Genomic DNA, 23,549 nt, shown 5'->3' on the forward strand with positions numbered 1-23,549 from the left:
CCAGCTGGCGGCAGCGTGTTAAGACGGCCAGTTAAGGATCACCTTGCCCGAGTGGCCGGAACGCATTTCATCAAACCCCTGCTGGAAATCATCAATATCAAAGCGATGAGTAATAATCGGCGTTAAATCCAGTCCGGACTGCAGCAACGCCACCATTTTGTACCAGGTTTCAAACATTTCCCGACCATAAATGCCTTTGATAAACAACCCCTTGAAGATCACCTGATTCCAGTCGATGGCCATTTCCTCGGAAGGAATACCCAGCATAGCAATGCGCCCGCCGTGATTCATTACGCTCAGCATGGAACGAAATGCTGCGGGTACGCCAGACATCTCCAGTCCGATATCAAAGCCTTCCGTCATTCCCAACTCACCCATCACCGATCTCAGGTCGTCCCGGCTGACGTTAACCGCCCGGGTGACGCCCATTTTCTGTGCCAGCTTCAGCCGGTATTCATTAACGTCGGTGATAACCACATGCCGCGCCCCCACGTGGCGACAGATGGCCGCCGCCATGATGCCAATCGGCCCCGCGCCGGTTATCAACACATCCTCACCGACCAGATCGAATGACAGCGCCGTATGCACCGCGTTGCCGAAGGGATCGAAGATGGCCGCCAGCTCGTCAGGAATATTATCGGGAATTTTAAACGCGTTAACCGCCGGAATTGACAGGTATTCGGCAAAGCAGCCCTGACGATTCACGCCAACGCCAATCGCATTGCGACACAGATGAGTTCGCCCTCCCCGGCAGTTACGGCAGTGGCCGCAGGTGATATGCCCCTCGCCGGAGACCCGGTCGCCGGGCTGAAAACCGACCACTTCCTGCCCCACCGCCACCACCTCGCCGACGTATTCGTGGCCCGTAATCATCGGCACCGGGATGGTTTTCTGTGACCAGGCATCCCAGTTATAGATATGAACGTCGGTACCGCAGATCGCCGTTTTGCGGATTTTTATCAACACATCATTGTGGCCCGGCTCGGGTATTGCGGCGTCGTTGATCATCCAGATCCCCTGGCGGGCGTGCAGTTTGGCTAACGCTTTCATCACTCCTCCTTATCCGGCAATGACGCCCAGCTGACGGCCAACGCGGGTGAATGCATCAACCGCACGTTCCAGCTGCGGCTGCGTGTGGGAGGCAGAAATCTGGGTACGGATACGCGCTTTTCCTTCCGGCACTACCGGGTAGAAGAAACCGGTGACATAGATCCCCTCCTGCTGTAACAGGCTGGCAAAGGTCTGGGCCAGCCGCGCATCGCCCAGCATCACGGGAATAATGGCGTGGTCAGCACCGGCCAGGGTAAATCCTGCGGCCTGCATCGCAGAACGGAAATAGTTCACGTTATCCCACAGCCGCTGCCGCAGCCCATCGCCTTCTGCCAGCATAGAAAGCACCTGTAAGGATGCCGCGACAATTGAGGGGGCCAGGGAATTGGAGAACAGATAAGGGCGCGATCGCTGACGCAGCCACTCCACCACCTCTTTTTTGGCAGCGATGTAGCCGCCGGACGCCCCACCAAGCGCTTTGCCCAGTGTGCCGGTAATGATGTCCACTCGGCCCATCACGCCGCAGTATTCATGGCTGCCGCGCCCCGCCTCACCGACAAAACCTACAGCGTGAGAATCATCCACCATCACCAGCGCCTGGTAGCGATCGGCGAGATCGCAGATCCCCGCCAGATTAGCAATCACGCCATCCATCGAAAACACGCCGTCGGTAGCGATAAGAATATGACGTGCGCCCGCTTCCCGCGCCCGTTGCAGGCAGGATTCCAGCTCGGCCATATCATTGTTGGCATAGCGATAGCGCTGAGCTTTACACAGGCGGATGCCGTCTATAATTGAGGCGTGATTCAACGCGTCGGAGATTACCGCATCCTCCGCACCCAGCAGGGTTTCAAACAGCCCGCCGTTGGCGTCAAAGCAGGAGGAGTAAAGGATGCTGTCTTCCATGCCCAGAAATTCCGCCAGTCGATGTTCAAGCTGGCGATGCTGGTCCTGCGTCCCACAGATAAACCGCACCGAGGCCATGCCAAAACCGTGCGTATCCAGCCCGGATTTTGCTGCAGCAATCAGCGACGGATGGTTAGCCAGCCCGAGATAGTTATTGGCGCAAAAATTCAGTAGCTCGCTACCGTCAGCTAATTCAATTACCGCCTGCTGCGCACCTGCAATCTGCCGCTCGTGCTTAAACAGCCCCTCACGATCCGCATTCAGCAACTGCTGTTTAACCTGCTGATAAAAAACATCCTTCATGTTTATCCCCCTCCAGCTCTTTTCAGCGAAACTGTGCACTGAAAGTACAGCACAATAGCGGACAGACATGATGGAAGATGCAAATATTGCAGCATATCTCACGGAATAATTTGTTCAGCACCCCAGGTTACAGACTCGTCTGGCTGTGTGTGGCGCGTTGAGATGTTATGATAAGACTATTAGCGCGTGGAGCCTCCTGTTCCACCCCACAGTAAAGGTTAATGCTCATGATTATCGTCACCGGCGGCGCTGGATTTATTGGAAGCAATATCATCAAGGCGCTGAATGATAAGGGCCATACTGACATTCTTGTGGTCGACAATCTTAAAGACGGAACCAAATTCGCCAATCTGGTGGATTTAGACGTCGCCGACTACATGGATAAAGAAGACTTCCTGATTGCCATTCTGGCCGATGAAGATTTTGGCGATGTTGAAGCCGTGTTCCACGAAGGTGCCTGTTCATCCACCACCGAGTGGGACGGAAAGTACATGATGGATAACAACTATCAGTACTCTAAAGAGCTGCTGCATTACTGCCTTGAGCACGATATTCCGTTCCTGTACGCCTCTTCCGCGGCGACTTACGGTGGCCGTAACGCCGACTTTATTGAAGAGCGCCAGTTTGAAGAGCCGCTGAACGTGTACGGCTACTCCAAAATGCTGTTCGACCACTATGTACGCAGCATCCTGCCTGAAGCGCAGTCTCAGGTTTGCGGTTTCCGCTACTTCAACGTTTATGGACCGCGCGAAGGACACAAAGGCAGCATGGCCAGCGTGGCATTCCATCTCAATACCCAGCTGAAGAACGGTGAGAACCCAAAACTGTTTGAAGGCAGCGACGGATTTAAGCGCGACTTTATCTATGTGGAAGACGTTGCTGCGGTCAACCTGTGGTTCTGGGAAAACAGCGTGTCCGGCATCTTTAACTGCGGTACCGGCCGTGCCGAATCTTTCCAGGAAGTGGCGGACGCCGCGCTGAATTATCACCAGAAAGGTGAAATCGAATACATTCCGTTCCCGGAAAAACTGAAAGGCCGTTATCAGGCGTTTACCCTTGCCGACCAGACCAAACTGCGTGCTGCGGGCTACGATAAGCCGTTCAAAACCGTCGCCGAAGGCGTGGCTGAATACATGGCGTGGCTGAACCGTAACGGTTAACGGAGCGGGGCAGGCAATGAAAATTCTGGTTATTGGCCCATCGTGGGTCGGCGACATGATGATGTCGCAGAGCCTGTATCGTACGCTGAAGGCGGAACATCCCGAGGCGACGATCGATGTGATGGCGCCAGCCTGGTGCCGGCCCCTGCTGTCGCGCATGCCGGAAGTGAACGAGGCGCTGGCGATGCCGCTGGGCCACGGCGCACTGGAGATCGGTGAACGCCGTCGGTTGGGCAAGGCGCTGCGCGATAAAGGCTACGATCGCGCGTTTGTGCTGCCCAACTCGTTTAAATCCGCGCTGGTGCCGTTTTTTGCTGCCGTCCCACGCCGTACCGGCTGGCGCGGTGAAATGCGCTACGGCCTGTTGAACGATATCCGCACGCTGGATAAAGCCGCGTTTCCTCTGATGGTGCAGCGCTACGTCGCGCTGGCATACGACAAATCTCGCATCGCCAGCGCCAGCGATCTGCCCCAGCCGCTGCTGTGGCCGAAACTGGTAGTACAGGAATCCGAGAAGCAAACCACCGCCGCCGCATTTAATCTCGATGCTGACCGACCGCTGATCGGCTTCTGTCCCGGCGCGGAGTTTGGCCCGGCAAAACGCTGGCCGCACTATCACTATGCAGCGCTGGCGCAGCATCTGATCGACCAGGGATACCAGATAGCGCTGTTCGGTTCAGCGAAAGACCATGAGACGGGCGATCAGATCCTTGCCGCGTTGAGCGAAAACAATCGACAGCACTGCCGCAATCTCGCTGGCGAAACCCAGCTGGAACAGGCGGTGATCCTGCTGGCCTGCTGCCACGCTGTAGTAAGCAACGACTCAGGACTGATGCATATTGCCGCAGCGCTCGACCGCCCGCTGGTTGCGCTTTACGGTCCAAGCAGCCCTGATTTCACGCCGCCGCTGTCCGATAAGGCACGGGTGATACGTCTGATCGACGGCTACCACAAAGTGCGTAAGGGTGATGCTGCCGAAGGCTATCACCAGAGTTTGATTGATATTACTCCAGCGCGCGTTATCGCCGAGCTGGAAACGCTTTGCCCTACTCCAGGAGTTTGAATGCGGGTTCTGATTATTAAAACCTCCTCAATGGGAGATGTATTGCACTCGCTACCAGCATTAACGGACGCCATGCAGGCCATTCCCGGAATTCGTTTTGACTGGGTCGTTGAAGAGGGCTTTGCTCAGATCCCTTCCTGGCATCCCGCCGTGGATAATGTCCTGCCGGTGGCGATTCGCCGCTGGCGCAAACACTGGTTTGGCAGCCAGAACCGCGAAGAGCGCGTGGCGTTTAAGCGCGAGCTACAGTCGCGAGAGTATGATGTGGTGCTGGATGCGCAGGGGCTGATTAAAAGCGCGGCGCTGGTCACGCGTCTGGCAAAAGGCGTTAAGCATGGGGCCGATAGCCGCAGCGCGCGTGAACCGTTTGCCAGCTGGTGGTATGACCGCCGTCATCCGATCGACAAACAGCAGCATGCCGTACAGCGCACGCGAGAACTGTTCGCCAAAAGCCTCGGCTATGCGCTGCCGGAAACCACGGGTGACTACGCTATCGCCCAACATTTTATTCACGAGCTGCCGGAAGATGCGAACCGCTATCTGGTGTTTCTGCATGCCACCACCCGCGATAATAAGCACTGGTCGGAAAGCCACTGGCGTGAACTTATTGGTTTAATACAGCCATCGGGATTGCGGATAAAGCTTCCCTGGGGTGCGGAACACGAGCATCAGCGTGCGATTCGCCTGGCTGAAGGCTTTGATTTCGTAGATGTGCTGCCGAAGCTGACGCTGGAGCAGGTCGCCCGCACGCTGGCGGGCGCGCGTGCGGTGGTATCCGTCGATACCGGTTTGAGCCACCTAACCGCCGCGCTCGACCGCCCGAACATCACGCTGTATGGCCCAACCGATCCGGGGCTGATTGGCGGCTACGGCAAGAATCAGTTTGCCCTGATTTCTCCGGATAAAAACATGGACTCGTTGAGCGCAGAGCAAGTGCACGAGGCATTGAGTAAGGTCATTTCATGAAGAAACTACACATCATTAACCTGGGAAAAATGGGCGGCGTAGAGCGCCTTTTTTTGCAGTATCTTAATGACGCGGGCGATGACAGCAATGAAATCATCTGTGTGAGCCGCGAGATAGGCCCTGAAATTGCGCGTCAGATGCCACAGCAGAAAGTGACCTTCGCTACGCGACTTATCGATAAGCTCCCGCTACGCTGCCCACAGTTTCTGCGAAAGTACCTTTTGCAGTGGAAAGTAAACCGTGCCAATGCTGACGTGATTATCGTCTGGGATTTAATCCCAGGGCTGGCCGCTAAACCGCAACGCGGCAAGCTGCTTTACTACGATCACGGCTGCTCGTGGCGCTATGCCAAAAACACCAAGACGCTGCGTTTTCTCTCAATGCTTGATGGCGTTATTTCAGCCTCTTATGCTTCTAAGCGGGTGATGGAGCTGCGTTTCAATTTACCCTGCCCGCATAAGGTGGTGATTAACCGCATCAAAACTCCCGACGGGATCAGTACCACTCCTCGCCATCTGAGGTCGCCAATACGTCTGGGTACGGCTTCGCGACTGGTCACCCTGAAGGGTATCAGCGTTGGATTACTGACATTGAAAGAGCTGCTGGCACGAGGACACGACGTGGTGCTGGAGATTGCCGGAAAAGGTCCGGACCGCGCGGAGTTTGAGGCACTGGCAGAAAGATTACAGCTTGGCGATCGGGTCACTTTCAGTGGTTTTCAGCATAACGTTGCGGATTTTTTTAACCGTACTGATATTTACCTCAGCACACCTATCACCGAACCTTTCGGATTATCCTGTATGGAATCGTTATATTTTGGCGTTCCGGTGATATTTCCAATGGTAGACGGTCAGCCAGAGGCCGTTAAAGAAGGCGTCTGCGGCATCGGTATCGTTCCTTCCGTCAGCATTGAACAACACCAAACTCTCACCGGTATTGAGGTGGATTTCCCTCATCAGGTCTACGATCCTCTAGCGGACGCGCTGGTTTCTGCGAAATTAATTTCACATACTGACTGCGCGGATGCTGTCGAAAAATTGATAGCGGAAAAAAATTACGAATCCTACAGCAGAAATGCGCAGAAATTCCCATTAGAGAACTTTAGTTTTGCAGTATTTCAGGATGAATTTAATAACACCCTTGAATATTACAAAAATGAGAAATAATGTGAGAGATTTAGCCAAAGGCATTTTTAATAACCCAACTCCGTCGCCACTGTGGAGTTATTTTTCCTACTCGTGCTGCGCCATTAGTCTTTTAATACTGCCTTTTCTTCCGAGTGCCGGGCGTGATTTGTTTTATCTTAGCGGCTACTTCGCCTTTTTCTGCGTTTTATTCAATTTTAGATATTATACCGTTAATAAAAAAAATCTGATCCTGCCAGGATTATTTCTGACATTATCCTTTTCCACCATATTTTGGCTGGTCGTTTATAAAGCCCCCGGCGACTATATCAATATCTATCGTTCGTATATGAACATGTCGAGACTGTTTATAGCCACCGCTTTTGTTCTACTACTTGCTCTCAATGAACGCCTGGTCTTGCAGCGTAAAATTATCTATTTTTGCATCACTGCTGGAGTCGTGATTAACCTCTATGCTTTCTATCAGAGCATAGCGTTGAGATACATTCGTATTGAACTGGCCTTCGATCGCGCGACGATAGTAGCCTATATTCTTACCGCCGTTAGCTTACTGATGATGCAATCTTTTCTGATGCTAAAAGTCAGGTATCGGCTGGTACTTTATGCATTGGCTTTCATGCTCAGCTATGCCGCTATCGTGTTCACGGGCACACGTGCCGCTATGCTGCTTTACCCTGTGCTAATTGGTTTGTCAGTGCTTGCGACAAAAAATGTGATATCTCATCGGCATAAGATCGTGATTATATTGCTTCTTCCGCTGCTGCTTACCGTCTGTGGTTTTATCTTTAAGGATAAAATTGCTAAACGTATTGAGGATGCACAGAGAAATTTCGTCATGCTAAATACGGCAAAAGCGGATAACTCTATTTTCTCCCGAGTGTGGATGCAAATTATCGCAATCAGAACCGGCAATGATGCGCCTTTTGGGCAGTCTGCTGAAAGTCGAGCGAAAGAAGCGCTGAAAATTATTGCCGAAGAACCAAAATTATATAATGCCAAACGCTATCTCGACGTGCATATGCATAATGAAGTGCTCGAAACCTACTCGCTAAAAGGTATATGGGGCGTTGCCATACTGCTCGCCATCTACCTGGCCCTGTTGATTCAGTCCTTCAGACCTGAACGAAATGCCATGCTGCTGGGTGTCAGTGCTGCACTGATCCTCTATGGCCTGAGCGACGTTCTGTTCTTTAGCTCGGAGGCAACCATCACCTTTTCACTGGCAATTATCTTCAGTGTGCTGTCGCTAAAGAAAACTCGGGAGCAGGCAGATGAGTGACATTGAAAATAGTCGTCTGCTCAGCGTTATTATTCCGTTCTACAATAATGAAGAATTTTTGGGCGACGGCCTGGAGTCATTATTGCGACAAGTTGATGATGATATTGAGATCGTACTAGTTAATGACGGCTCAACAGATGGTTCAGTCATTGCAGCACAGAGTGTCCTGGATCGCTACGCCCATCCGCACGTTGTCTTTATTTCTCAGCAAAACGGGGGCATCGCGCACGCACGCAATGTTGGGCTTCGGCATGCCAGCGGACAGTATGTGACTTTCCTTGATGGGGATGATTTGCTCAGTCGTCACTATCTGATCACGCTTCGCCCACTGCTGTTATCCGGGAAGTATGAGTTAATAGATTTTAAATATCATATATTTGCCAATGCAACGCAGGAAGACAACCGCCCCGCAGAATCAGCATTTTCCACCAGTGATTTTACGCAGGGAATGAGCTGCCTGATGCCGCTTTTCAGTCGGTCCATGTGGCATCTGTGGAACAGAGTGTTCCATCGTTCTCTACTCGTTGGTGAATCATTCGAAGCAGGCCGACGCTATGAGGATGTGATCTTTACGCCATTCGTCTACTTCAAGACGCAAAAAATTGGCCATATCGATCACCCACTCTATTTTTATCGCGATAACAGCCAGGGCATCACCCGCAACGTTAAAGAAAAAGACATTGAAGACATGCTGTTTGCGATGCAGAAAATGCTGAGTTTTGCAGCGCAGCATCAACATGATAAGGCAATTAAACAGCTCGCTGCCCTGATGGTGCTCAACTGCTTTAACGAAGTAAAAGCCATGTCGAAGAAACTTTACGGCTACTACTTTTACCCCGAGAAAGTCCGGGAAGTATTAACGCAAGCCGCCACGCTGTGTGATGGCACTGCCGTACCGAAGAAAAAGGTCCGGCAGATGCGATACGCCTACATCGATACCTGGCTGTCACAACTCCGCTGGAAAATGACGAAGTGAAAGATTACTTCTCATTCAGCCGCAGGTGTTCCACAACCTCATCATAAACCCGCTGTGGTTGGATCACTCCCATCGGACTTTCTGCTTCCAGCGGCATCGTATAGCCAGTGCGGGAAAGATGAATAACGCGGTGCAGCTCTAAATCCTGAATAGGGCCGGTAGAGCGCGGGTCGGCGGTAACAAACAGGCTGATGGTTTTTACCTTCAGAGCGATCGCTACGTGCAGTGGCCCCGTATCACCGGTCACCAGCAAATCGAAACCATCCAGCAGCGTAATCATTTGCTGTAACCCGGTTTTCCCAATGCGGTCATCAACATGCTCTGCGGTCGTTGCGCTGACGCTTTGCAGAAAGCGCTGTGCTCTTTCCCTGTCGGTACCGCCGCCAATTAGCACAATTTTCACTTTCGGCCAGGCAGCCACCAGCATTTCAGCCAGACTAACGTAATGAGAAACGGGCCAACAGCGTGACTCCGTTGATGCGCCCAGTTGAAAACCAATGGTTATCTGGTCAGGATTTTTTTCCGCTCGCTCAAAAGGGGCGGGGATCTCCATCGTGGGATCGTCACTGCGGCATCCCAGAATCGAAACCAGCTCAAGCTTACGACGAACAAAATGTCCGTAGTAATGGAACACATAGTTGGTCAGCCATTTCTCCAGCCCGCTAATTCCGGAGCTGTAGTTATCGCGAATAATATATTTGGCCCCGGCCATCACGGCGCTGATCACATCATAGGGCAGATGCGAATGCATAATCAGAGCCAGATCGGGCTGATGCTCACGTAAGGATTTCAGCAGCGGGCCCAGCGTTTTGATTTTACTGTTCCAGTAAACGACGCGGTTAAAGTCTCGCCCGCCCTCCACCAGTTCCCGGTTCTTCTCATGCACGACCAGCGTAATATGCGCATCGGGATAACGCTCGCGTACGGCACGAATAGCGGGCGTATTGAACATAAAATCGCCGAGTGCCGTTGTCGAATAGATAACGATATTGTCGAAATGAATCCCACAGTCGAAAGTGGATTTATCCTGCAGACGGCCGTATCTGGCGGTATAGCGGTCAAGGAAAAAGTTCGCGAGCTTAATCTTCCATTTCTTCGACATCTCAACCCACTTTACTCTGGTAATATTCTGATAAAGTTAACCCCGTCGTACGCGACTGCAACCAGCTGAACAGCTGCTCCAAATCGTCATACAACGCGTCGATATCCGCGGCGGTTTTGAACGTCGGGCTGCCGCCGGGCATAAACTCCGACGAATGCAGCATAAACTCCACGTAGTCGCTGCCAGCGGCCAGCGTCTTTTCCGCCACGCCGATCATCTGTTGAAGATTACCGCGCATCGGCCGCAGCCAGTGGACAGACGGGCTGCGACGCTTGCCGCGCAGCCGATCCCAGCCCTGCTTAACGCCGTTCATCAACGCTGAATGCTTGTACTGAATACTCATCGGCACTTCCAGCAGCGGGGAATCACCCGCCCGGGAAATATCCTGCGGATCGATAAAATAAGCACGATCGGGGAAATGCTGGTAATTGGTGCCGCCGTTGCCCTGAGGTGCGCCCGGCGAAAACTGCCAGTTCACTCGCGGCGTGACCGAGCAATCCACCTGATAGCCCAGCTCAATCAGCAAACGGGCATAAAATTCGTTAAACGCCCAGCGTCCGGCGCGGTGGCTGCGCATTTTAGTCTGCAGAGTGTCTTCCAGCAGCCGGGTGATGTAGCCGACTTTCTCGCGGATGAGCGCTTCAGGGTATTCAATCAGATAGGGTTTGTGCCGCCAGTCGTCGCCGGTGAGGTCCTGTATGGGGGGGTTATTCCACGCGTGCAGGTGCATGCCGATTTCCCCGGTATCGCGGGCAATCACGTCGCGGGCAAATTCAACGTAGGCCGGATCGACCGCCATTTCATAATTCGTCAGCCATGTCGGTTTAAAAGCGTACTTCTCACAAAGCTGCTGGAAACGGGGCAAAAACCGGGTGTTTTCGGTAGTGATCCGATTGTGATTCTGCCAAAGATTATCGCCTTCGGTATCGATGGTGATGATAAACGCGGGCTTACCCATATTATTTCCTGTCAGCACAATTACCTGCGGCTATGTTACGTAGCGGGCCAGCAAAGCGCAAAGGTAATTCCGCTCATCCCGGCGTTAGCGGGAGGCGAGGCTAGCCACGCCCTGGTGACTGCTTTAGAATCAACGACTGGTTTATTGAACAGCGATAAAGCATGGAATCTCTGGATCTGTCCCACATCCCTCACCCGGTATCACGTATCCTGGTGATCAAATTTCGCCACCATGGCGATATGCTGCTGACTACGCCGGTCATTCACTCATTAAAAGCCGCCTTTCCTGATGCTCAGATAGACGTGCTGCTTTTCGAGGAAACCCGAACCATGCTCAGCTGCCATCCTGATATCCACCAGATTTATGCCATCGATCGCAGCTGGAAAAAACAGGGTGTGCGTTTCCAGATTAGCCAGGAATGGCGGCTGATGAGCACGCTGAGAAAGCAGCATTACGATATGGTGCTGAATCTGGCCGATCAGTGGCGCAGTGCGATTATTACCCGCTTTACCGGCGCACGTGTGCGTCTGGGGTTTGATTTCCCGAAGCGTCAGGGGAGGCTGTGGCGTCAGTGCCATACGCAGTTAGTTTCCACTGCTGACCATAATTCGCTGCATACCGTTGAGCAGAATCTGTCGCTGCTGGCCCCTTTGAGGCTTCCACAGCGGCGGGATAACGTCGCCATGCACTACTCCGACGCAGATCGTCAGATCGTTCGCGAGCTTGCCGGTCCGGAAGATTATATCGTGGTTCAACCGACCTCCCGCTGGTTCTTCAAATGCTGGAGCGAGGAGAAATTTGCTGCCACGCTTCAGGGGCTGCTGGATGATGGCCGAAAAGTCGTACTGACCTCCGGTCCTGACGGCAAAGAAAAAGCGATGGTTGAAGGAATTATCGATCGACTGAGTTCGCGGAAAGGCGTTCTCTCTCTGGCCGGGAAGCTGACGCTGACCCAGCTTGCCGCGCTGATTGACGGTGCGCAGCTGTTTATCGGCGTAGATTCGGTTCCGATGCACATGGCTGCGGCACTTCAAACGCCAACCGTCGCGCTGTTTGGCCCCTCAAAGCTGGTCTTCTGGCGCCCGTGGCAGGTTAAAGGCGAAATCATCTGGGCTGGAGACTACGCTCCCCTGCCGGACCCGGACAGCGTTGATACCCGCACCAGCGAGCGCTATCTGGATGCCATTCCCGTTGACGATGTCCTGGCAGCAGCACGGAGGCTTTTAGCATGAAACCCATCAGACTGGCGATCGTACGGCAGAAATACCGCCCCGATGGCGGCGCAGAGCGTTTTATCGCCCGCGCGCTGGAAGCGCTGGACCAGCAGTCGCTGGACCTCAACGTGATTACCCGTGAATGGCAGGGTCAGCGCCAGCCCAACTGGCACCTGCATATCTGTAATCCGACAAAATGGGGCCGCATCAGCCGCGAGCGAGGGTTTGCCGACGCCGCCCGGGCGCTGTGGCAGCGTGAAAACTTCGATATCGTTCAGAGCCACGAGCGCATTGCCGGATGCGATATCTACCGCGCCGGCGACGGTGTTCATCAGCGCTGGCTTGAGCTGCGCGGCCGGCTGATGCCGGGCTGGCGACATAAACTACTGCTGGCGAACCGTTATCACCGCTACGTGATGGCGGCCGAAAAAGCAATGTATGAAGCTCCGGAGCTGAAAGCCGTCATCTGCAATGCGGAGATGGTAAAGCAGGAAATCATCCAGCGGTTTGGCGTTGCCGGTGACAAAATCCACGTCATCTACAACGCGATTAACACTGCCCAGTTCGTACCGGCGGAAATGGCGACACGGGCGGCTATCCGACAGAAAATCGCGCTGCCGCTGGATGCCAGCGTGCTGATTTATGTTGGCTCCGGCTTCGAGCGTAAAGGGCTGGCGGCGGCAATACGCGCAGTAGCCAGTACCGATCGCTACCTGCTGGTCGTCGGCAAAGATAAAGCAGAGAAACAGTACAGAGCACTGGCGACTACGCTGGGCTGTGCCGATCGTATCCGCTTCGTTGGGATGCAATCGGATACGCTGCCGTGGTATCAGGCCGCCGATGGGCTGTTGCTGCCCACGCTGTACGATCCGTTCCCTAACGTTATCCTCGAGGCAATGGCCTGCGGTCTGCCGGTGATCACCTCGACCACCTGCGGCGGCGCGGAGTTCATTCAGCAGGGACACAATGGCTATGTATGCGATGCGCTGGATATCACTGCGCTGCGCGATGCGGTGATGGCCCTTCCCGCTTGTGCGACCGACAGCAGCATGGCGCTGGCGGCCCGTGAACAAGTGATGGCTTCCACGCCACAGCGGCTGTCACAGCAGCTTGTATCGCTTTATCAACAGATTCTGGACTAACCAATGCGTATTTTGATGATTATTGACGGCCTGCCGGGCGGCGGTGCAGAAAAAGTGGTACTGACGCTGTGCGAAGGGATGCAGAAGATGGGCCACGATGTCAGCCTGTTCTCGCTGCGTAACGTGTGCAATTACGCTATCCCGGACGGGATTGATTATCAGATCGTAGAACGCCCGAGCAAAGCTCCCTGGCGCAAGCTGACCGAGCTGTCGCGCCGCGCCGCCGCGCTGGATGATGCCATTGCAGTCAGCGAATCGCATCTCGGCAGCTATGATTTAATCTTCTCCAATCTGCATAAAACCGACCGGATTGTATCGCGCTGTAAAGCCATTCCGCCGCAGAAGCTGTGGTACTGCATTCACGGTATTCTCTCTACCTCTTACCTGGGTCATCGCAGCGGGTTCAGCCGCTGGCTGAAACTGCGTAAGATCGCCCGTGTTTATCAGGGCAAAAATATCGTCGCGGTCTCCCGCGCGGTGGGAGAGGATTTGACCCAACAGCTGGCGATCTCGCCATCGCGGCTGGCGGTTATCAATAATCCTTTTGATATTGAAAGTATTCTGCAGCAGGCAGCAGAACCTTTATCCGTCGCGGGCGTGCCTTATATCGTTCACGTCGGGCGTTTTCATCCGCACAAGCGCCATGACCGCCTGCTGGAAGCCTTTGCGGCATCGGGTATTCCGGCCAAACTGGTGCTGGCAGGAACCGGCAGCGAAGACCAGCTCGCGAAGACGAAGGATCTGGCCATTCGTTTGGGTATTGATGACCGGGTGGTTTTTGCCGGTTTCCAGGCTAATCCTTACCCGCTGATTAAGCATGCCCGAATGCTGGTACTGAGTTCAGACAGTGAAGGTTTTGGTAATGTGCTGGTGGAAGCCCTGCTGTGCGGCACCCCGGTGGTCAGCACGCGCTGCCCGGGTGGCCCGGCGGAAATTCTCGAACGTATGGGCATGAAGGATGCGCTGGCAGAGTTAACTGCCGATTCACTGGCCGCGAAGATAGCGGCGACCTGGCAGTCGCCACCGTTCATCGATAGCCAAAAGCTCGCTGAATATGATTTAGAACCCGTTTGCCGGCAGTATCTGGCGCTTCAGGAGAAATCAATCCGCTAAGCTTTGCAGCTGTTGCCAGACCTCATCGACGCTGACATCAGCGCACTCACCGGATGGCGTCTGCATAATCCGGTATTCGCCTGACCACGGATGCCAGACCTTGCTGTCCGTGTCACCAAACAGTACCACCTGCTTTTTATTCATTGCCGAGGCCAGATGCATCTGGCCTCCGTCGCTGCACAGCAGGCGCTCGCAGTGTTCAAAAGCCGCCACCAGCTCGCGTACCGAAGCAGTGGGATAAAGAGAAACCCGCTCACTGTCGCAGGCAGCCAGAACCTGCTCAGCACGATGTTCATCGCCAACATCATCAGGCGCCAGCGTGCCCTGCGGGGACCAGAAGATGACCGCACTACCGTTACCGGTCGCCAGGTGGCGCTGGATGATCTCAACGTAGCGCTCCAGCGGCCAGCGGCGTTTAGGGCTGCGGCTACTGATATGCACCGCCAGAACCGGACCGTCGCTATAGCTTCGCCCGGCAAAACGATGGGCGGCCTGCTGGCGTTCCTGCTCGCTCAGCCAGATCCGCACCGGGGGGATGGCCAGCTTTTTGTCGCTGATAGCCGAGAGATAGCTAAAGGTACGCTCCACCTGGTGCTCACCAATAAAATCTGCAGCTCGGAAAGGAACGCTTATCGCCCGCTCGCCGGTATCGGCACCGATGATATGCTTTACACCCGCCATTTTCGCCAACCGAAGGCTGTATACGCAGGGATTCGGGTTCGCCAGGATCGCTGCATCAAAGCGGATGCGGCGCAGCCGCATGAAAATTTTCAGACGATCGAGATACACGCCAAACTTGCTCTCATTTTTCTTACGGTGCTTGGCTTTACGGTAAATAAAGGTGTTTTCAATGTGCGGATTATTTTTGACCACGTCCTGGCTGACGGTGTTGATCAGTAAATAGACATTGGCATCGGGCCAGGCAGATTTGACCCCTTCAATCAGCGGCGTGGTACACACCAGATCGCCAATATTGTCACGGCGGATAATCAAAATGTTTTTCATTGTACTTTTCAGGCGACGGTTCTCGCCCGATCTTTTCACCGATGCCAAAGAGTAGATCCCAGCCCCTCTTCAACCAGTTTCCAAAACATCTCAATCCGTCGAGAGCATAAAAAAGTGCGTCTGTTGAAACACACTTGCGGTATCCGATCGTTCGCCCGCTAACAGCTCAGACAACACGTAATATTAAATTACACATGTATCGTCAAAAAAAGAATTCCTGCCTTGCCATAATAACGACTAACACCATGAAAATTATAGTAATAAGAAAATACTTAGAGAATGGACTCTTCTATGCAACTCCCCCCACTGCTCACGGTGATCGTTCCACTGTACAACGCCGGTCGTTTTTTTAAGCCCTTTATGGAATCGCTGCTGGCACAAACTTTCCAACAGCTGGAAATAATCATTGTTGATGATGGCTCAACCGACGGCTCCGGGGAATCGGCCGATGAATATGCCGGCCGTGTGGCACATATTTGCGTGATCCATCAGGCAAACAGCGGCGTATCCCGGGCCAGGAATGCCGGTCTGCGGGAGGCCCGTGGGCAGTATGTTACCTTTCCCGATGCGGACGATATTCTGGAACCGCAGATGTATCAGACCCTGATGGAAATGGTATTAGCGGATGACCTTGACGCCGCGCAGTGTAATGCTCTGCGTATTAATGCTCACAATGATCACAGCAGCCCGCTGATTCCTTTTGACCGATTACAGTCAACGTCCATCATGTCCGGTGCAGACTGGCTCAACCAGGCGCTGAAAACCCGCCGCTATCTGCATGTTGTCTGGCTGGGGGTTTATCGTCTTTCGCTGATTCATGAATGCAGGCTGCGCTTTATCCCCGGCCTTCATCATCAGGACATACCGTGGACGACCGAATTCATGTTTAACGCGCGAAGAGTGCGCTATAGCGATGCCCCACTCTACCGTTACAGAATTCATACCGAATCGATTAGCCACCGCCGCCGCCAGGGTCGGCAAAATGTCCGATACCAGCGCCATTATCTCCGCATCTGCGCTTTGCTGGACGATATGAATCGCCGCTATCAGCATCGGATACCCGTCTATCGTTCCTTTCATGCACAAATTACCCGCGAGGCGCTCAGCGTCTGTCATGCTATTCGCCGCGAAACGGATGCCGAGGCCCGCCGCACAATGATCCACGACCTTATGCGAACCCGAACACCTCAGCGTATGATGCGGAACGCACGCGGTATTACTCAGTGGTATAAACTGCTGGTATGGCAGATGCGCCTGTTTTATCTCTATCACTCCCACCGAGTGAGTTAATAAGACACACTGCGGTATTTACCGCCGCCATCATCAGGTACAGTAGCCCGATAATGAAGTACTGTGAGACAGCATCACTTATCTGATAACATGCCCTATTATTCCTTTTTTTGGCAATCTCTGGGCATAAGTCTCTTTTCACCTGAAAAAACAATGTGATGATTACCATTTATACCGTTTTACTGTATCTCATTCAGCCCTTCATCTGGCTCCGTCTCTGGCTACGCGGGCGGAAAGCGCCTGCCTATCGTCTGCGATGGGCTGAACGCTATGGTTTCTGCAAAGGTAAAGTAAAACCTGATGGGATCTTGCTGCATTCGGTTTCTGTCGGTGAAACCCTGGCCGCCATACCGCTTGTTCGTGCGCTACGCCATCGCTATCCCGATCTGCCGATCGTCGTAACGACTATGACGCCAACGGGTTCCGAACGCGCCAGCTCAGCGTTTGGTAAAGACGTTCATCATGTCTATCTGCCCTATGATTTACCCGGCGCAATGAACCGCTTCCTTGATACCGTCAATCCCCGACTGGTTATCATTATGGAAACCGAGCTCTGGCCGAACATGATCTCGCTGCTGCACGCGCGTAAAATTCCACTGGTGATCGCCAACGCCCGTCTGTCCGAACGTTCGGCAAAGGGCTATCAGAAGATCGCCAAGTTTATGAAGCAGCTGCTGCAAAAAATTACCCTGATCGCCGCGCAAAACCAGGAAGACGGTGAGCGCTTTATCGGCCTTGGGCTGAAACGTTCGCATCTGGCGGTGACCGGCAGCCTGAAGTTTGATATTTCCGTGACCCCTGAGCTGGCTGCTCGCGCCGTGACGCTGCGACGCCAGTGGGCACCGCACCGCCCGGTATGGATAGCCACCAGCACCCATGAAGGTGAAGAAAGCATTATTCTGGAGGCGCACCGCAAACTGCTTGCCCGTTTCCCGACGCTGTTGCTGATTCTGGTACCGCGCCACCCGGAGCGCTTTGACACCGCGCGTAACCTGACGCAGAAGGCAGGAATGAGCTATACGCTGCGCAGCAGCGGAGAAATCCCCTCCGGCAGCACGCAGGTAGTCATCGGCGATACCATGGGAGAACTGATGCTGCTGTACGGAATTGCCGATCTGGCGTTTGTGGGCGGCAGCCTGGTTGAGCGCGGCGGTCATAATCCGCTGGAGCCTGCGGCTCATGCCATTCCGGTTCTGATGGGGCCACATACCTTTAACTTTAAAGATATTTGCTCCCGCCTGCAGCAGGCTGACGGTCTGATCACCGTGACCGATGCCGATTCACTGGATAAAGAGATTGGTACGCTGCTGACCGACGAGGACTATCGTCTCTATTACGGTCGTCATGCGGTTGATGTTCTGCATCAGAATCAGGGCGCACTCCAGCGTCTGCTCCATCTCCTGGAGCCTCACCTGCCACAGCGGAATCACTAAATGAACACTCGCCAGCAGCTGTCGGTTGTCCTGATTGCGAAAGATGCGGCGGAACTCCTGCCGGAATGTCTGACTTCGGTCAGTTGGGCGGATGAAATTATTCTGCTCGACTCCGGCAGCCGCGACGGCACAGCAGAAATCGCTGAACGTCACGGGGCGCGCGTCTTCCACTCCACTGAATGGCACGGCTATGGCAAACAGCGCCAGCTGGCGCAGAGCTATGCCAGCCATGCAATGATCTTGATGATCGATACTGACGAACGCGTGACGCCAGAACTGCGCCGCAGCATTGAGCTGGTGCTTGAACAACCCGCCTCAGAGACGGTGTACAGTATTGCCCGGCGTAATCTGTTCCTTGGTCGCTTTATGCGTCATAGCGGCTGGTATCCCGATCGTGTCACGCGGCTTTATCCGCGCGGCTATCGCTACAACGATAATCAGGTTCATGAATCACTGGAAACCGAACAGGCAAAAGTCCGGCCTCTTCAAGGAGACCTCCTGCATCTGACCTGCCGTGATTTTTCCGATTTTCAGTGGAAACAGTTCGCCTATGCAGAAGCCTGGGCAAAACAGCGCCACCAGCAGGGTAAACGCTGCGGTATTACGGCAATTTTCGGCCACACCGCAGGTGCTTTCCTGAAAACACTGGTGTTGCGCGCCGGTTTTCTGGACGGCAAGCAGGGATGGCTACTGGCCGTGGTTAATGCACAGTACACGTTCAATAAATATACGGCCCTGTGGGCTCTCAATCACGCATCCAGGAACGGCAGACTATGAGCACCAAAGCCATCTACCCCGGCACCTTCGACCCAATGACCAACGGTCATCTGGATATCGTGACGCGCGCCGCACTGATGTTTGACCATATCATTCTGGCGGTAGCGGCCAGCCCCAGTAAAAAACCCATGTTCACGCTGGAAGAGCGCGTGGCGCTGGCCACAGAAGTAACGGCGCATCTGGGTAATGTGGAAGTGATCGGCTTCAGCGATTTAATGGCAAACTTCGCCAAAGCGCAGCAGGCCAACGTGCTGGTACGAGGACTGCGGGCGGTATCTGACTTCGAATATGAGCTGCAGCTGGCGCATATGAACCGCCATCTGCTGCCAACGCTGGAAAGTGTCTTCCTGATGCCTTCGGAAGAGTACTCGTTTATCTCATCATCTTTGATGAAGGAAGTCGCACGCCACGGCGGTGAGGTAAAAGCCTTCCTGCCGGCACCGGTGTATCTGGCCCTGCAGGCGAAGCTCTGAATCTATTTCTGGCAGCGCGGACAGAAGAAGGTGCTTCTCTGAGCGTGTTTACTGCTTTCTATCGGCGTGCCGCACGCGCGGCACGGTTCTCCCGCCCGCCCATACACCTGTAGCTCCTGAGCAAAGTAGCCGGGCTTCCCGTCGCTCTGCAGAAAATCCCGCAGCGTAGTACCACCCTGTTCGATTGAACGCAGCAGCACGGCCTTGATGGTGGCTACCAGCAGCTCTGCTTCAGGCTCATTGAGCGCCATGGCAGGACGATCGGGATGGATCCCGGCAACGAACAGAGATTCACTGGCGTAGATATTGCCCACCCCCACCACCAGCTTGTTGTCCATCAGCCAGGGTTTGATCGCCGTACGTTTACCGCGCGATTTCGCAAACAGATATGCACCGTTAAAACTGTCTTCCAGCGGTTCAGGACCGAGATGGGAGAGAACCGAACTGGCTGTAAGATCGGTACACCATAGCCAGGCACCAAAGCGACGCGGATCGGTATAGCGCAGCACTTTGCCGTTACTCATCACCAGATCAACGTGGTCATGCTTCGCCGGCGGCAGTTCGTGGGGAAGCATTCGCAGGCTGCCGGACATGCCCAGGTGGATGATAATCCATCCGGTCGGCAGCTCCAGCAGCAGATATTTGGCACGCCGTTGCACGCTGAGCACAGGCTGATCGCTGAGAGCATGTATTTCGTGTGAGACGGGCCAGCGCAGGCGGGAATTACGCACCACGGCGTGCAGAATCGTTGCGCCGACCAGATGTGGCTCAATTCCGCGTCGGCTGGTTTCTACTTCTGGTAATTCTGGCATCTTCCCGCTCCCGTTGGCTTATCAACATAATGACGCAGTACTCTAATACAAAACTCAGAAACAAAAAAACCCGGCCGGAGCCGGGTTTTTCAACTGAGATTAATTACTTAATCTTAGCTTCTTTGTAGATCACGTGCTGGCGGACAACCGGATCGAATTTCTTCAGTTCCAGTTTTTCCGGCTTAGTACGTTTGTTCTTCGTGGTGGTATAGAAGTGACCTGTACCAGCAGAAGAAACCAGCTTGATCTTCTCACGAATACCTTTAGCCATGTTTCAGTTCCTTACCTTAGTACTTCTCACCGCGGGTACGCAGATCGGCCAGAACCGTCTCAATACCCTTTTTATCAATTACACGCATGCCTTTGGCAGATACGCGTAGTGTAACGAAGCGCTTTTCGCCCTCAACCCAAAAACGGTGAGAGTGCAGGTTCGGCAGGAAACGGCGTTTCGTCGCGTTCATTGCGTGGGAACGGTTGTTACCCGTCACCGGACGCTTGCCAGTTACTTGGCAGACTCGTGACATGTCTATTCTCCAAAAATCAAATCAGCTCGAGCTTTAAAAATAAGGTTTTGGCCGCCTCGTCAGACTAATAGCCTATCCAGGCGAGTTCTATGTGAACCCGCTGAGCAGGCCCAAACGCCAAACCCGAGATTCTCAAAGGTGGCGTAGTATACGCCCTGTAGCGCGAGTGCTCAAGTCCCGAACAGATAAAGATCCCTCTGGATCGCCTGTAACCGTCTTAATTGCATGTGAAACAGCCTGTTTTTGTACGCTGAACGGCCCGACATTCGTGATTGAGGGCAGTAAAAGGCGATTTTTCACATCCACCCCAGTTCGGCAAAAGAAACATATTCACCTCGCCCAATCACGATATGGTCAAGCACACGAATGTTAAGCAACGAGCAGGCACGGACGATTTGCTGGGTAATATCACGATCGGCACGGCTTGGTTTTGCCAGCCCGGAGGGATGATTGTGAGCCAAAATCAGTGCCGCCGCATTGCGCTTTAAGGCTTCGCGGACAATTTCCCGCGGATGGACTTCCACGCTGTTGATGGTACCGCTGAACATCTCGCAGGTATGGATAACCCGGTGCTGGTTATCAAAAAAGATCACCTGAAAGATCTCGCGCTCCCGATGAGCAAGCGAACTGTGTAAAAAATCCAGCATTTGCTCAGAGCTTGTCACGGCATGGCTCTTCAGCGCTTCCTGACAGGTAAAACAGCGCCTCGCCAGCTGAGCGACGGCATGAATCTGCGCATATTTAGCGAGACCTATCCCCCCTACCGCCTGAAATTCCTCCTTCCTGGCATTCATCAGTCGATACAGCGACCCAAAATGATCGATTAAGCGCTGCGACAATTCCATCACATGCACTCCGCGCGTGCCGGTCCGCAAAAAAATGGCCAGCAGCTCACAGTCACTCAATGTTGAAGCTCCAAATTTGATCAACTTTTCACGCGGGGGTAGCCCCTGCCACTTATTTTCCATCTTCTGCGTCTCCTTGCCTGAATACGCAAAAGCATGTCATTATATACAGTGGTTTTCTATCACTAACCGCTGGCTTTACGAGGCAGATCGCAAAGGGACCCAGGTGAAAAATAACCAGCCCGATCGAATGTGATAAAATATCCAGCATTGCGGTACAAAGTTACCGGGCAGGCTCAACAGAAGGCGAAAGGCAGATGATGGGATTATCGGGAAAGCGGATTGTTCTGGGCGTCAGCGGCGGTATTGCCGCCTATAAAACGCCAGAGCTGGTCCGCAGGCTCCGCGATCGCGGAGCAGAAGTCCGCGTGGTGATGACGGATGCTGCGAAAGCTTTTATCACCCCACTTAGCTTACAGGCCGTTTCCGGTTTCCCGGTATCGGATGATTTGCTCGATCCGGCTGCCGAAGCGGCGATGGGCCATATCGAACTGGGGAAATGGGCAGATCTGGTGATTCTGGCACCGGCGACTGCCGATCTTATCGCACGCGTTACTGCCGGAATGGCTAACGACCTCGTCACCACTATTTGTCTGGCAACGGCGGCTCCCGTTGCGATTGTGCCAGCCATGAACCAGCAGATGTATCGCGCGCTACCCACTCAGCATAACATCCAGCAGCTGGCACAGCGTGGTGTGATGATCTGGGGCCCTGACAGCGGCAGCCAGGCCTGCGGTGACGTTGGACCGGGACGCATGCTTGACCCATTAGCGATTGTTGATCTGGCAGTTAGCTGGGCCACACCTGTCAATGACCTGCAACATCTTCATATTATGATCACCGCGGGCCCAACTCGCGAAGCACTGGACCCGGTGCGCTTCATCAGCAATCACAGCTCCGGTAAAATGGGGTTTGCCATCGCCGCAGCCGCAGCCAAACGCGGAGCCAGCGTTACGCTGGTGGCGGGTCCTGTTGAATTACCTACCCCACCATGGGTCAAACGCATCGACGTCACGACGGCACTTGAGATGCAGCACGCCGTGATGGAACAGGTGGCGAAGCAGCATATTTTCATCGGCTGTGCAGCGGTGGCTGATTATCGCGCCGCGGCGGTTGCCGAAGAAAAAATCAAAAAACAGGGTGATGAAATTACTCTGAAAATGGTGAAAAACCCTGATATTGTCGCCGGCGTGGCGGCTTTAGCCGAGGGTCGCCCCTACGTGGTAGGATTTGCTGCTGAAACCCAGAATGTGGAAGAATACGCACAACAAAAACGGGCGCGCAAGAATCTGGACTTGATCTGCGCCAATAATGTTGCCAAAGCCGGGCAGGGTTTCAATAGCGATTCCAATGCTCTTCACCTTTTTTGGCAGGAAGGAGATAAAATCTTACCGCTCAGCGATAAGTCTCTCCTTGGCCAACAGTTACTAGACGAGATAGTCATCCATTATGATGAAAAAAATCGACGTTAAGATTTTAGATCCGCGTGTCGGCAACGAATTCCCTCTGCCGACCTACGCGACCTCTGGATCTGCCGGGCTTGATCTGCGCGCATGCCTTGACGGCGCAATTGATCTGCAGCCGGGCCAGACTACGCTGGTGCCAACGGGGTTAGCTATCCATATTGCCGACCCGACGCTGGCTGCAGTGATTTTGCCGCGTTCCGGCCTGGGGCATAAGCATGGCGTGGTGCTGGGCAACCTGGTTGGCCTGATTGATTCTGACTACCAGGGACAGCTGATGGTTTCCGTCTGGAACCGCGGCCAGGACGCATTTACTATCGAACCCGGCGAGCGTATTGCTCAGATGGTCTTTGTTCCTGTGGTGCAAGCTGAGTTCAATCTGGTCAACGATTTTGACACCAGCGTGCGTGGTGAAGGCGGTTTCGGCCATTCTGGTCGCCAGTAACTCACCACCGCTCCCGTAAAACGAAACCCGTTTTTTCGCCGTGAG

General features: G+C 53.8%; 24 protein-coding genes. 15 read left to right on the forward strand and 9 right to left on the reverse strand.

Annotation, left to right across the window (positions count from 1 at the left end):
- Positions 1-18: 18 nt before the first annotated feature.
- Both tdh and IBT47_RS18700 read right to left on the reverse strand, forming a co-directional pair.
- Complete coding sequence (tdh, locus tag IBT47_RS18695) at positions 19-1,050, reverse strand: L-threonine 3-dehydrogenase (RefSeq protein WP_200562093.1); 1,032 nt, start codon at positions 1,048-1,050, stop codon at positions 19-21.
- Positions 1,051-1,059: 9 nt separating this feature from the next.
- Complete coding sequence (locus tag IBT47_RS18700; protein ID WP_200562095.1) at positions 1,060-2,259, reverse strand: glycine C-acetyltransferase; 1,200 nt, start codon at positions 2,257-2,259, stop codon at positions 1,060-1,062.
- Positions 2,260-2,486: 227 nt separating this feature from the next.
- On the opposite strand from IBT47_RS18700, the gene rfaD reads away from it, so the two are divergent.
- The 6 genes from rfaD to IBT47_RS18730 are packed head-to-tail and all read left to right on the forward strand — an operon-like array spanning position 2,487 to position 8,848.
- A complete protein-coding gene (gene rfaD / locus IBT47_RS18705; RefSeq protein ID WP_105594452.1) occupies positions 2,487-3,419 on the forward strand; it encodes an ADP-glyceromanno-heptose 6-epimerase in 933 nt (310 codons plus the stop codon).
- Positions 3,420-3,435: 16 nt separating this feature from the next.
- Positions 3,436-4,482, forward strand: a complete 1,047-nt coding sequence (gene rfaF, locus IBT47_RS18710) for an ADP-heptose--LPS heptosyltransferase RfaF (protein ID WP_200562097.1) — start codon at positions 3,436-3,438, stop codon at positions 4,480-4,482.
- Entirely contained in the window at positions 4,483-5,448 is a 966-nt protein-coding gene (gene rfaC, locus IBT47_RS18715) for a lipopolysaccharide heptosyltransferase RfaC (protein WP_200562099.1), read from the forward strand. It begins immediately after the preceding gene.
- Positions 5,445-6,614, forward strand: a complete 1,170-nt coding sequence (locus tag IBT47_RS18720) for a glycosyltransferase family 4 protein (protein ID WP_200562101.1) — start codon at positions 5,445-5,447, stop codon at positions 6,612-6,614. Before rfaC ends, IBT47_RS18720 begins: the two co-directional genes overlap by 4 nt.
- Positions 6,615-6,636: 22 nt before the next feature.
- Positions 6,637-7,872 (forward strand): O-antigen ligase family protein, encoded by a 1,236-nt coding sequence (locus IBT47_RS18725; RefSeq protein WP_370569917.1) that lies wholly within the window; start codon positions 6,637-6,639, stop codon positions 7,870-7,872.
- The gene (locus IBT47_RS18730) at positions 7,865-8,848 is read left to right on the forward strand and encodes a glycosyltransferase (RefSeq protein ID WP_200562105.1); all 984 of its coding nucleotides are present in this window, start codon (positions 7,865-7,867) and stop codon (positions 8,846-8,848) included. Before IBT47_RS18725 ends, IBT47_RS18730 begins: the two co-directional genes overlap by 8 nt.
- A gap of 4 nt (positions 8,849-8,852) precedes the next feature.
- Here IBT47_RS18730 and IBT47_RS18735 read toward each other — a convergent pair whose 3' ends face one another.
- Complete coding sequence (locus tag IBT47_RS18735; RefSeq protein WP_200562107.1) at positions 8,853-9,950, reverse strand: glycosyltransferase family 9 protein; 1,098 nt, start codon at positions 9,948-9,950, stop codon at positions 8,853-8,855.
- A gap of 1 nt (position 9,951) precedes the next feature.
- Positions 9,952-10,908 carry a polysaccharide deacetylase family protein gene (locus tag IBT47_RS18740; protein WP_200562109.1) on the reverse strand — a complete coding sequence of 319 codons (957 nt, stop codon included), beginning with the start codon at positions 10,906-10,908 and terminating at the stop codon, positions 9,952-9,954.
- Between the two features lie 161 nt (positions 10,909-11,069).
- Between IBT47_RS18740 and rfaQ the strand changes: the two genes are divergently transcribed.
- Genes rfaQ through IBT47_RS18755 form a run of 3 tightly spaced genes read left to right on the forward strand, consistent with a single transcriptional unit; the run spans position 11,070 to position 14,377 of the window.
- Positions 11,070-12,140, forward strand: coding sequence for a putative lipopolysaccharide heptosyltransferase III (rfaQ, locus tag IBT47_RS18745; protein WP_200562111.1), 1,071 nt, complete (start codon positions 11,070-11,072; stop codon positions 12,138-12,140).
- On the forward strand, positions 12,137-13,264 hold the full coding sequence (locus tag IBT47_RS18750; protein ID WP_200562113.1) for a glycosyltransferase family 4 protein: 1,128 nt from the start codon (positions 12,137-12,139) through the stop codon (positions 13,262-13,264). Before rfaQ ends, IBT47_RS18750 begins: the two co-directional genes overlap by 4 nt.
- A gap of 3 nt (positions 13,265-13,267) precedes the next feature.
- Positions 13,268-14,377 carry a glycosyltransferase gene (locus IBT47_RS18755; protein ID WP_200562115.1) on the forward strand — a complete coding sequence of 370 codons (1,110 nt, stop codon included), beginning with the start codon at positions 13,268-13,270 and terminating at the stop codon, positions 14,375-14,377.
- Here the strand turns inward: IBT47_RS18755 and IBT47_RS18760 are convergent.
- A complete protein-coding gene (locus tag IBT47_RS18760) occupies positions 14,366-15,382 on the reverse strand; it encodes a glycosyltransferase family 9 protein (RefSeq protein WP_200562117.1) in 1,017 nt (338 codons plus the stop codon). The two genes, IBT47_RS18755 and IBT47_RS18760, sit on opposite strands and share 12 nt — an antisense overlap.
- A 291-nt stretch (positions 15,383-15,673) precedes the next feature.
- Here IBT47_RS18760 and IBT47_RS18765 point away from each other — a divergent pair, with 291 nt between their 5' ends.
- The 4 genes from IBT47_RS18765 (at position 15,674) to coaD (ending at position 19,355) form a co-directional block, all read left to right on the forward strand.
- Positions 15,674-16,672 carry a glycosyltransferase gene (locus IBT47_RS18765; protein WP_200562119.1) on the forward strand — a complete coding sequence of 333 codons (999 nt, stop codon included), beginning with the start codon at positions 15,674-15,676 and terminating at the stop codon, positions 16,670-16,672.
- 158 nt (positions 16,673-16,830) lie between these two features.
- A complete protein-coding gene (gene waaA, locus IBT47_RS18770; protein ID WP_105594439.1) occupies positions 16,831-18,105 on the forward strand; it encodes a lipid IV(A) 3-deoxy-D-manno-octulosonic acid transferase in 1,275 nt (424 codons plus the stop codon).
- A complete protein-coding gene (locus IBT47_RS18775; RefSeq protein ID WP_200562121.1) occupies positions 18,106-18,882 on the forward strand; it encodes a glycosyltransferase family 2 protein in 777 nt (258 codons plus the stop codon). It begins immediately after the preceding gene.
- Complete coding sequence (gene coaD / locus IBT47_RS18780; protein WP_105594437.1) at positions 18,879-19,355, forward strand: pantetheine-phosphate adenylyltransferase; 477 nt, start codon at positions 18,879-18,881, stop codon at positions 19,353-19,355. Before IBT47_RS18775 ends, coaD begins: the two co-directional genes overlap by 4 nt.
- A 2-nt stretch (positions 19,356-19,357) precedes the next feature.
- On the opposite strand, the gene mutM is transcribed toward coaD, so the two are convergent.
- From mutM to radC, 4 genes are all read right to left on the reverse strand, one after another.
- Positions 19,358-20,167 carry a bifunctional DNA-formamidopyrimidine glycosylase/DNA-(apurinic or apyrimidinic site) lyase gene (gene mutM, locus IBT47_RS18785; RefSeq protein WP_200562123.1) on the reverse strand — a complete coding sequence of 270 codons (810 nt, stop codon included), beginning with the start codon at positions 20,165-20,167 and terminating at the stop codon, positions 19,358-19,360.
- Between the two features lie 103 nt (positions 20,168-20,270).
- The gene (rpmG, locus tag IBT47_RS18790) at positions 20,271-20,438 is read right to left on the reverse strand and encodes a 50S ribosomal protein L33 (RefSeq protein ID WP_001051798.1); all 168 of its coding nucleotides are present in this window, start codon (positions 20,436-20,438) and stop codon (positions 20,271-20,273) included.
- A gap of 16 nt (positions 20,439-20,454) precedes the next feature.
- Positions 20,455-20,691, reverse strand: a complete 237-nt coding sequence (gene rpmB / locus IBT47_RS18795) for a 50S ribosomal protein L28 (protein WP_105594435.1) — start codon at positions 20,689-20,691, stop codon at positions 20,455-20,457.
- Between the two features lie 296 nt (positions 20,692-20,987).
- Positions 20,988-21,659: a DNA repair protein RadC gene (radC, locus tag IBT47_RS18800; RefSeq protein ID WP_200562125.1), complete on the reverse strand. Its 672-nt coding sequence runs from the start codon at positions 21,657-21,659 to the stop codon at positions 20,988-20,990.
- A gap of 194 nt (positions 21,660-21,853) precedes the next feature.
- Here radC and coaBC point away from each other — a divergent pair, with 194 nt between their 5' ends.
- Complete coding sequence (gene coaBC, locus IBT47_RS18805; RefSeq protein WP_105594433.1) at positions 21,854-23,068, forward strand: bifunctional phosphopantothenoylcysteine decarboxylase/phosphopantothenate--cysteine ligase CoaBC; 1,215 nt, start codon at positions 21,854-21,856, stop codon at positions 23,066-23,068.
- On the forward strand, positions 23,046-23,504 hold the full coding sequence (gene dut / locus IBT47_RS18810; protein ID WP_200562127.1) for a dUTP diphosphatase: 459 nt from the start codon (positions 23,046-23,048) through the stop codon (positions 23,502-23,504). Before coaBC ends, dut begins: the two co-directional genes overlap by 23 nt.
- Positions 23,505-23,549 lie beyond the last annotated feature (45 nt).

It is taken from the genome of Erwinia sp. S43 (assembly GCF_016624745.1).
Taxonomy (GTDB): Bacteria; Pseudomonadota; Gammaproteobacteria; order Enterobacterales; family Enterobacteriaceae; genus Erwinia; species Erwinia coffeiphila.

Excerpts from the sequence above, each read along its gene's own strand:
- tdh (WP_200562093.1), bottom strand. The coding sequence starts at position 1,050 with ATGAAAGCGTTAGCCAAACTGCACGCCCGCCAGGGGATCTGGATGATC.
- IBT47_RS18700 (WP_200562095.1), bottom strand. The coding sequence starts at position 2,259 with ATGAAGGATGTTTTTTATCAGCAGGTTAAACAGCAGTTGCTGAATGCG.
- rfaD (WP_105594452.1), top strand. The coding sequence starts at position 2,487 with ATGATTATCGTCACCGGCGGCGCTGGATTTATTGGAAGCAATATCATC.
- rfaF (WP_200562097.1), top strand. The coding sequence starts at position 3,436 with ATGAAAATTCTGGTTATTGGCCCATCGTGGGTCGGCGACATGATGATG.
- rfaC (WP_200562099.1), top strand. The coding sequence starts at position 4,483 with ATGCGGGTTCTGATTATTAAAACCTCCTCAATGGGAGATGTATTGCAC.
- IBT47_RS18720 (WP_200562101.1), top strand. The coding sequence starts at position 5,445 with ATGAAGAAACTACACATCATTAACCTGGGAAAAATGGGCGGCGTAGAG.
- IBT47_RS18730 (WP_200562105.1), top strand. The coding sequence starts at position 7,865 with ATGAGTGACATTGAAAATAGTCGTCTGCTCAGCGTTATTATTCCGTTC.
- IBT47_RS18735 (WP_200562107.1), bottom strand. The coding sequence starts at position 9,950 with ATGTCGAAGAAATGGAAGATTAAGCTCGCGAACTTTTTCCTTGACCGC.
- IBT47_RS18740 (WP_200562109.1), bottom strand. The coding sequence starts at position 10,908 with ATGGGTAAGCCCGCGTTTATCATCACCATCGATACCGAAGGCGATAAT.
- rfaQ (WP_200562111.1), top strand. The coding sequence starts at position 11,070 with ATGGAATCTCTGGATCTGTCCCACATCCCTCACCCGGTATCACGTATC.
- IBT47_RS18750 (WP_200562113.1), top strand. The coding sequence starts at position 12,137 with ATGAAACCCATCAGACTGGCGATCGTACGGCAGAAATACCGCCCCGAT.
- IBT47_RS18755 (WP_200562115.1), top strand. The coding sequence starts at position 13,268 with ATGCGTATTTTGATGATTATTGACGGCCTGCCGGGCGGCGGTGCAGAA.
- IBT47_RS18760 (WP_200562117.1), bottom strand. The coding sequence starts at position 15,382 with ATGAAAAACATTTTGATTATCCGCCGTGACAATATTGGCGATCTGGTG.
- IBT47_RS18765 (WP_200562119.1), top strand. The coding sequence starts at position 15,674 with ATGCAACTCCCCCCACTGCTCACGGTGATCGTTCCACTGTACAACGCC.
- waaA (WP_105594439.1), top strand. The coding sequence starts at position 16,831 with ATGATTACCATTTATACCGTTTTACTGTATCTCATTCAGCCCTTCATC.
- IBT47_RS18775 (WP_200562121.1), top strand. The coding sequence starts at position 18,106 with ATGAACACTCGCCAGCAGCTGTCGGTTGTCCTGATTGCGAAAGATGCG.
- coaD (WP_105594437.1), top strand. The coding sequence starts at position 18,879 with ATGAGCACCAAAGCCATCTACCCCGGCACCTTCGACCCAATGACCAAC.
- mutM (WP_200562123.1), bottom strand. The coding sequence starts at position 20,167 with ATGCCAGAATTACCAGAAGTAGAAACCAGCCGACGCGGAATTGAGCCA.
- rpmG (WP_001051798.1), bottom strand. The coding sequence starts at position 20,438 with ATGGCTAAAGGTATTCGTGAGAAGATCAAGCTGGTTTCTTCTGCTGGT.
- rpmB (WP_105594435.1), bottom strand. The coding sequence starts at position 20,691 with ATGTCACGAGTCTGCCAAGTAACTGGCAAGCGTCCGGTGACGGGTAAC.
- radC (WP_200562125.1), bottom strand. The coding sequence starts at position 21,659 with ATGGAAAATAAGTGGCAGGGGCTACCCCCGCGTGAAAAGTTGATCAAA.
- coaBC (WP_105594433.1), top strand. The coding sequence starts at position 21,854 with ATGATGGGATTATCGGGAAAGCGGATTGTTCTGGGCGTCAGCGGCGGT.
- dut (WP_200562127.1), top strand. The coding sequence starts at position 23,046 with ATGATGAAAAAAATCGACGTTAAGATTTTAGATCCGCGTGTCGGCAAC.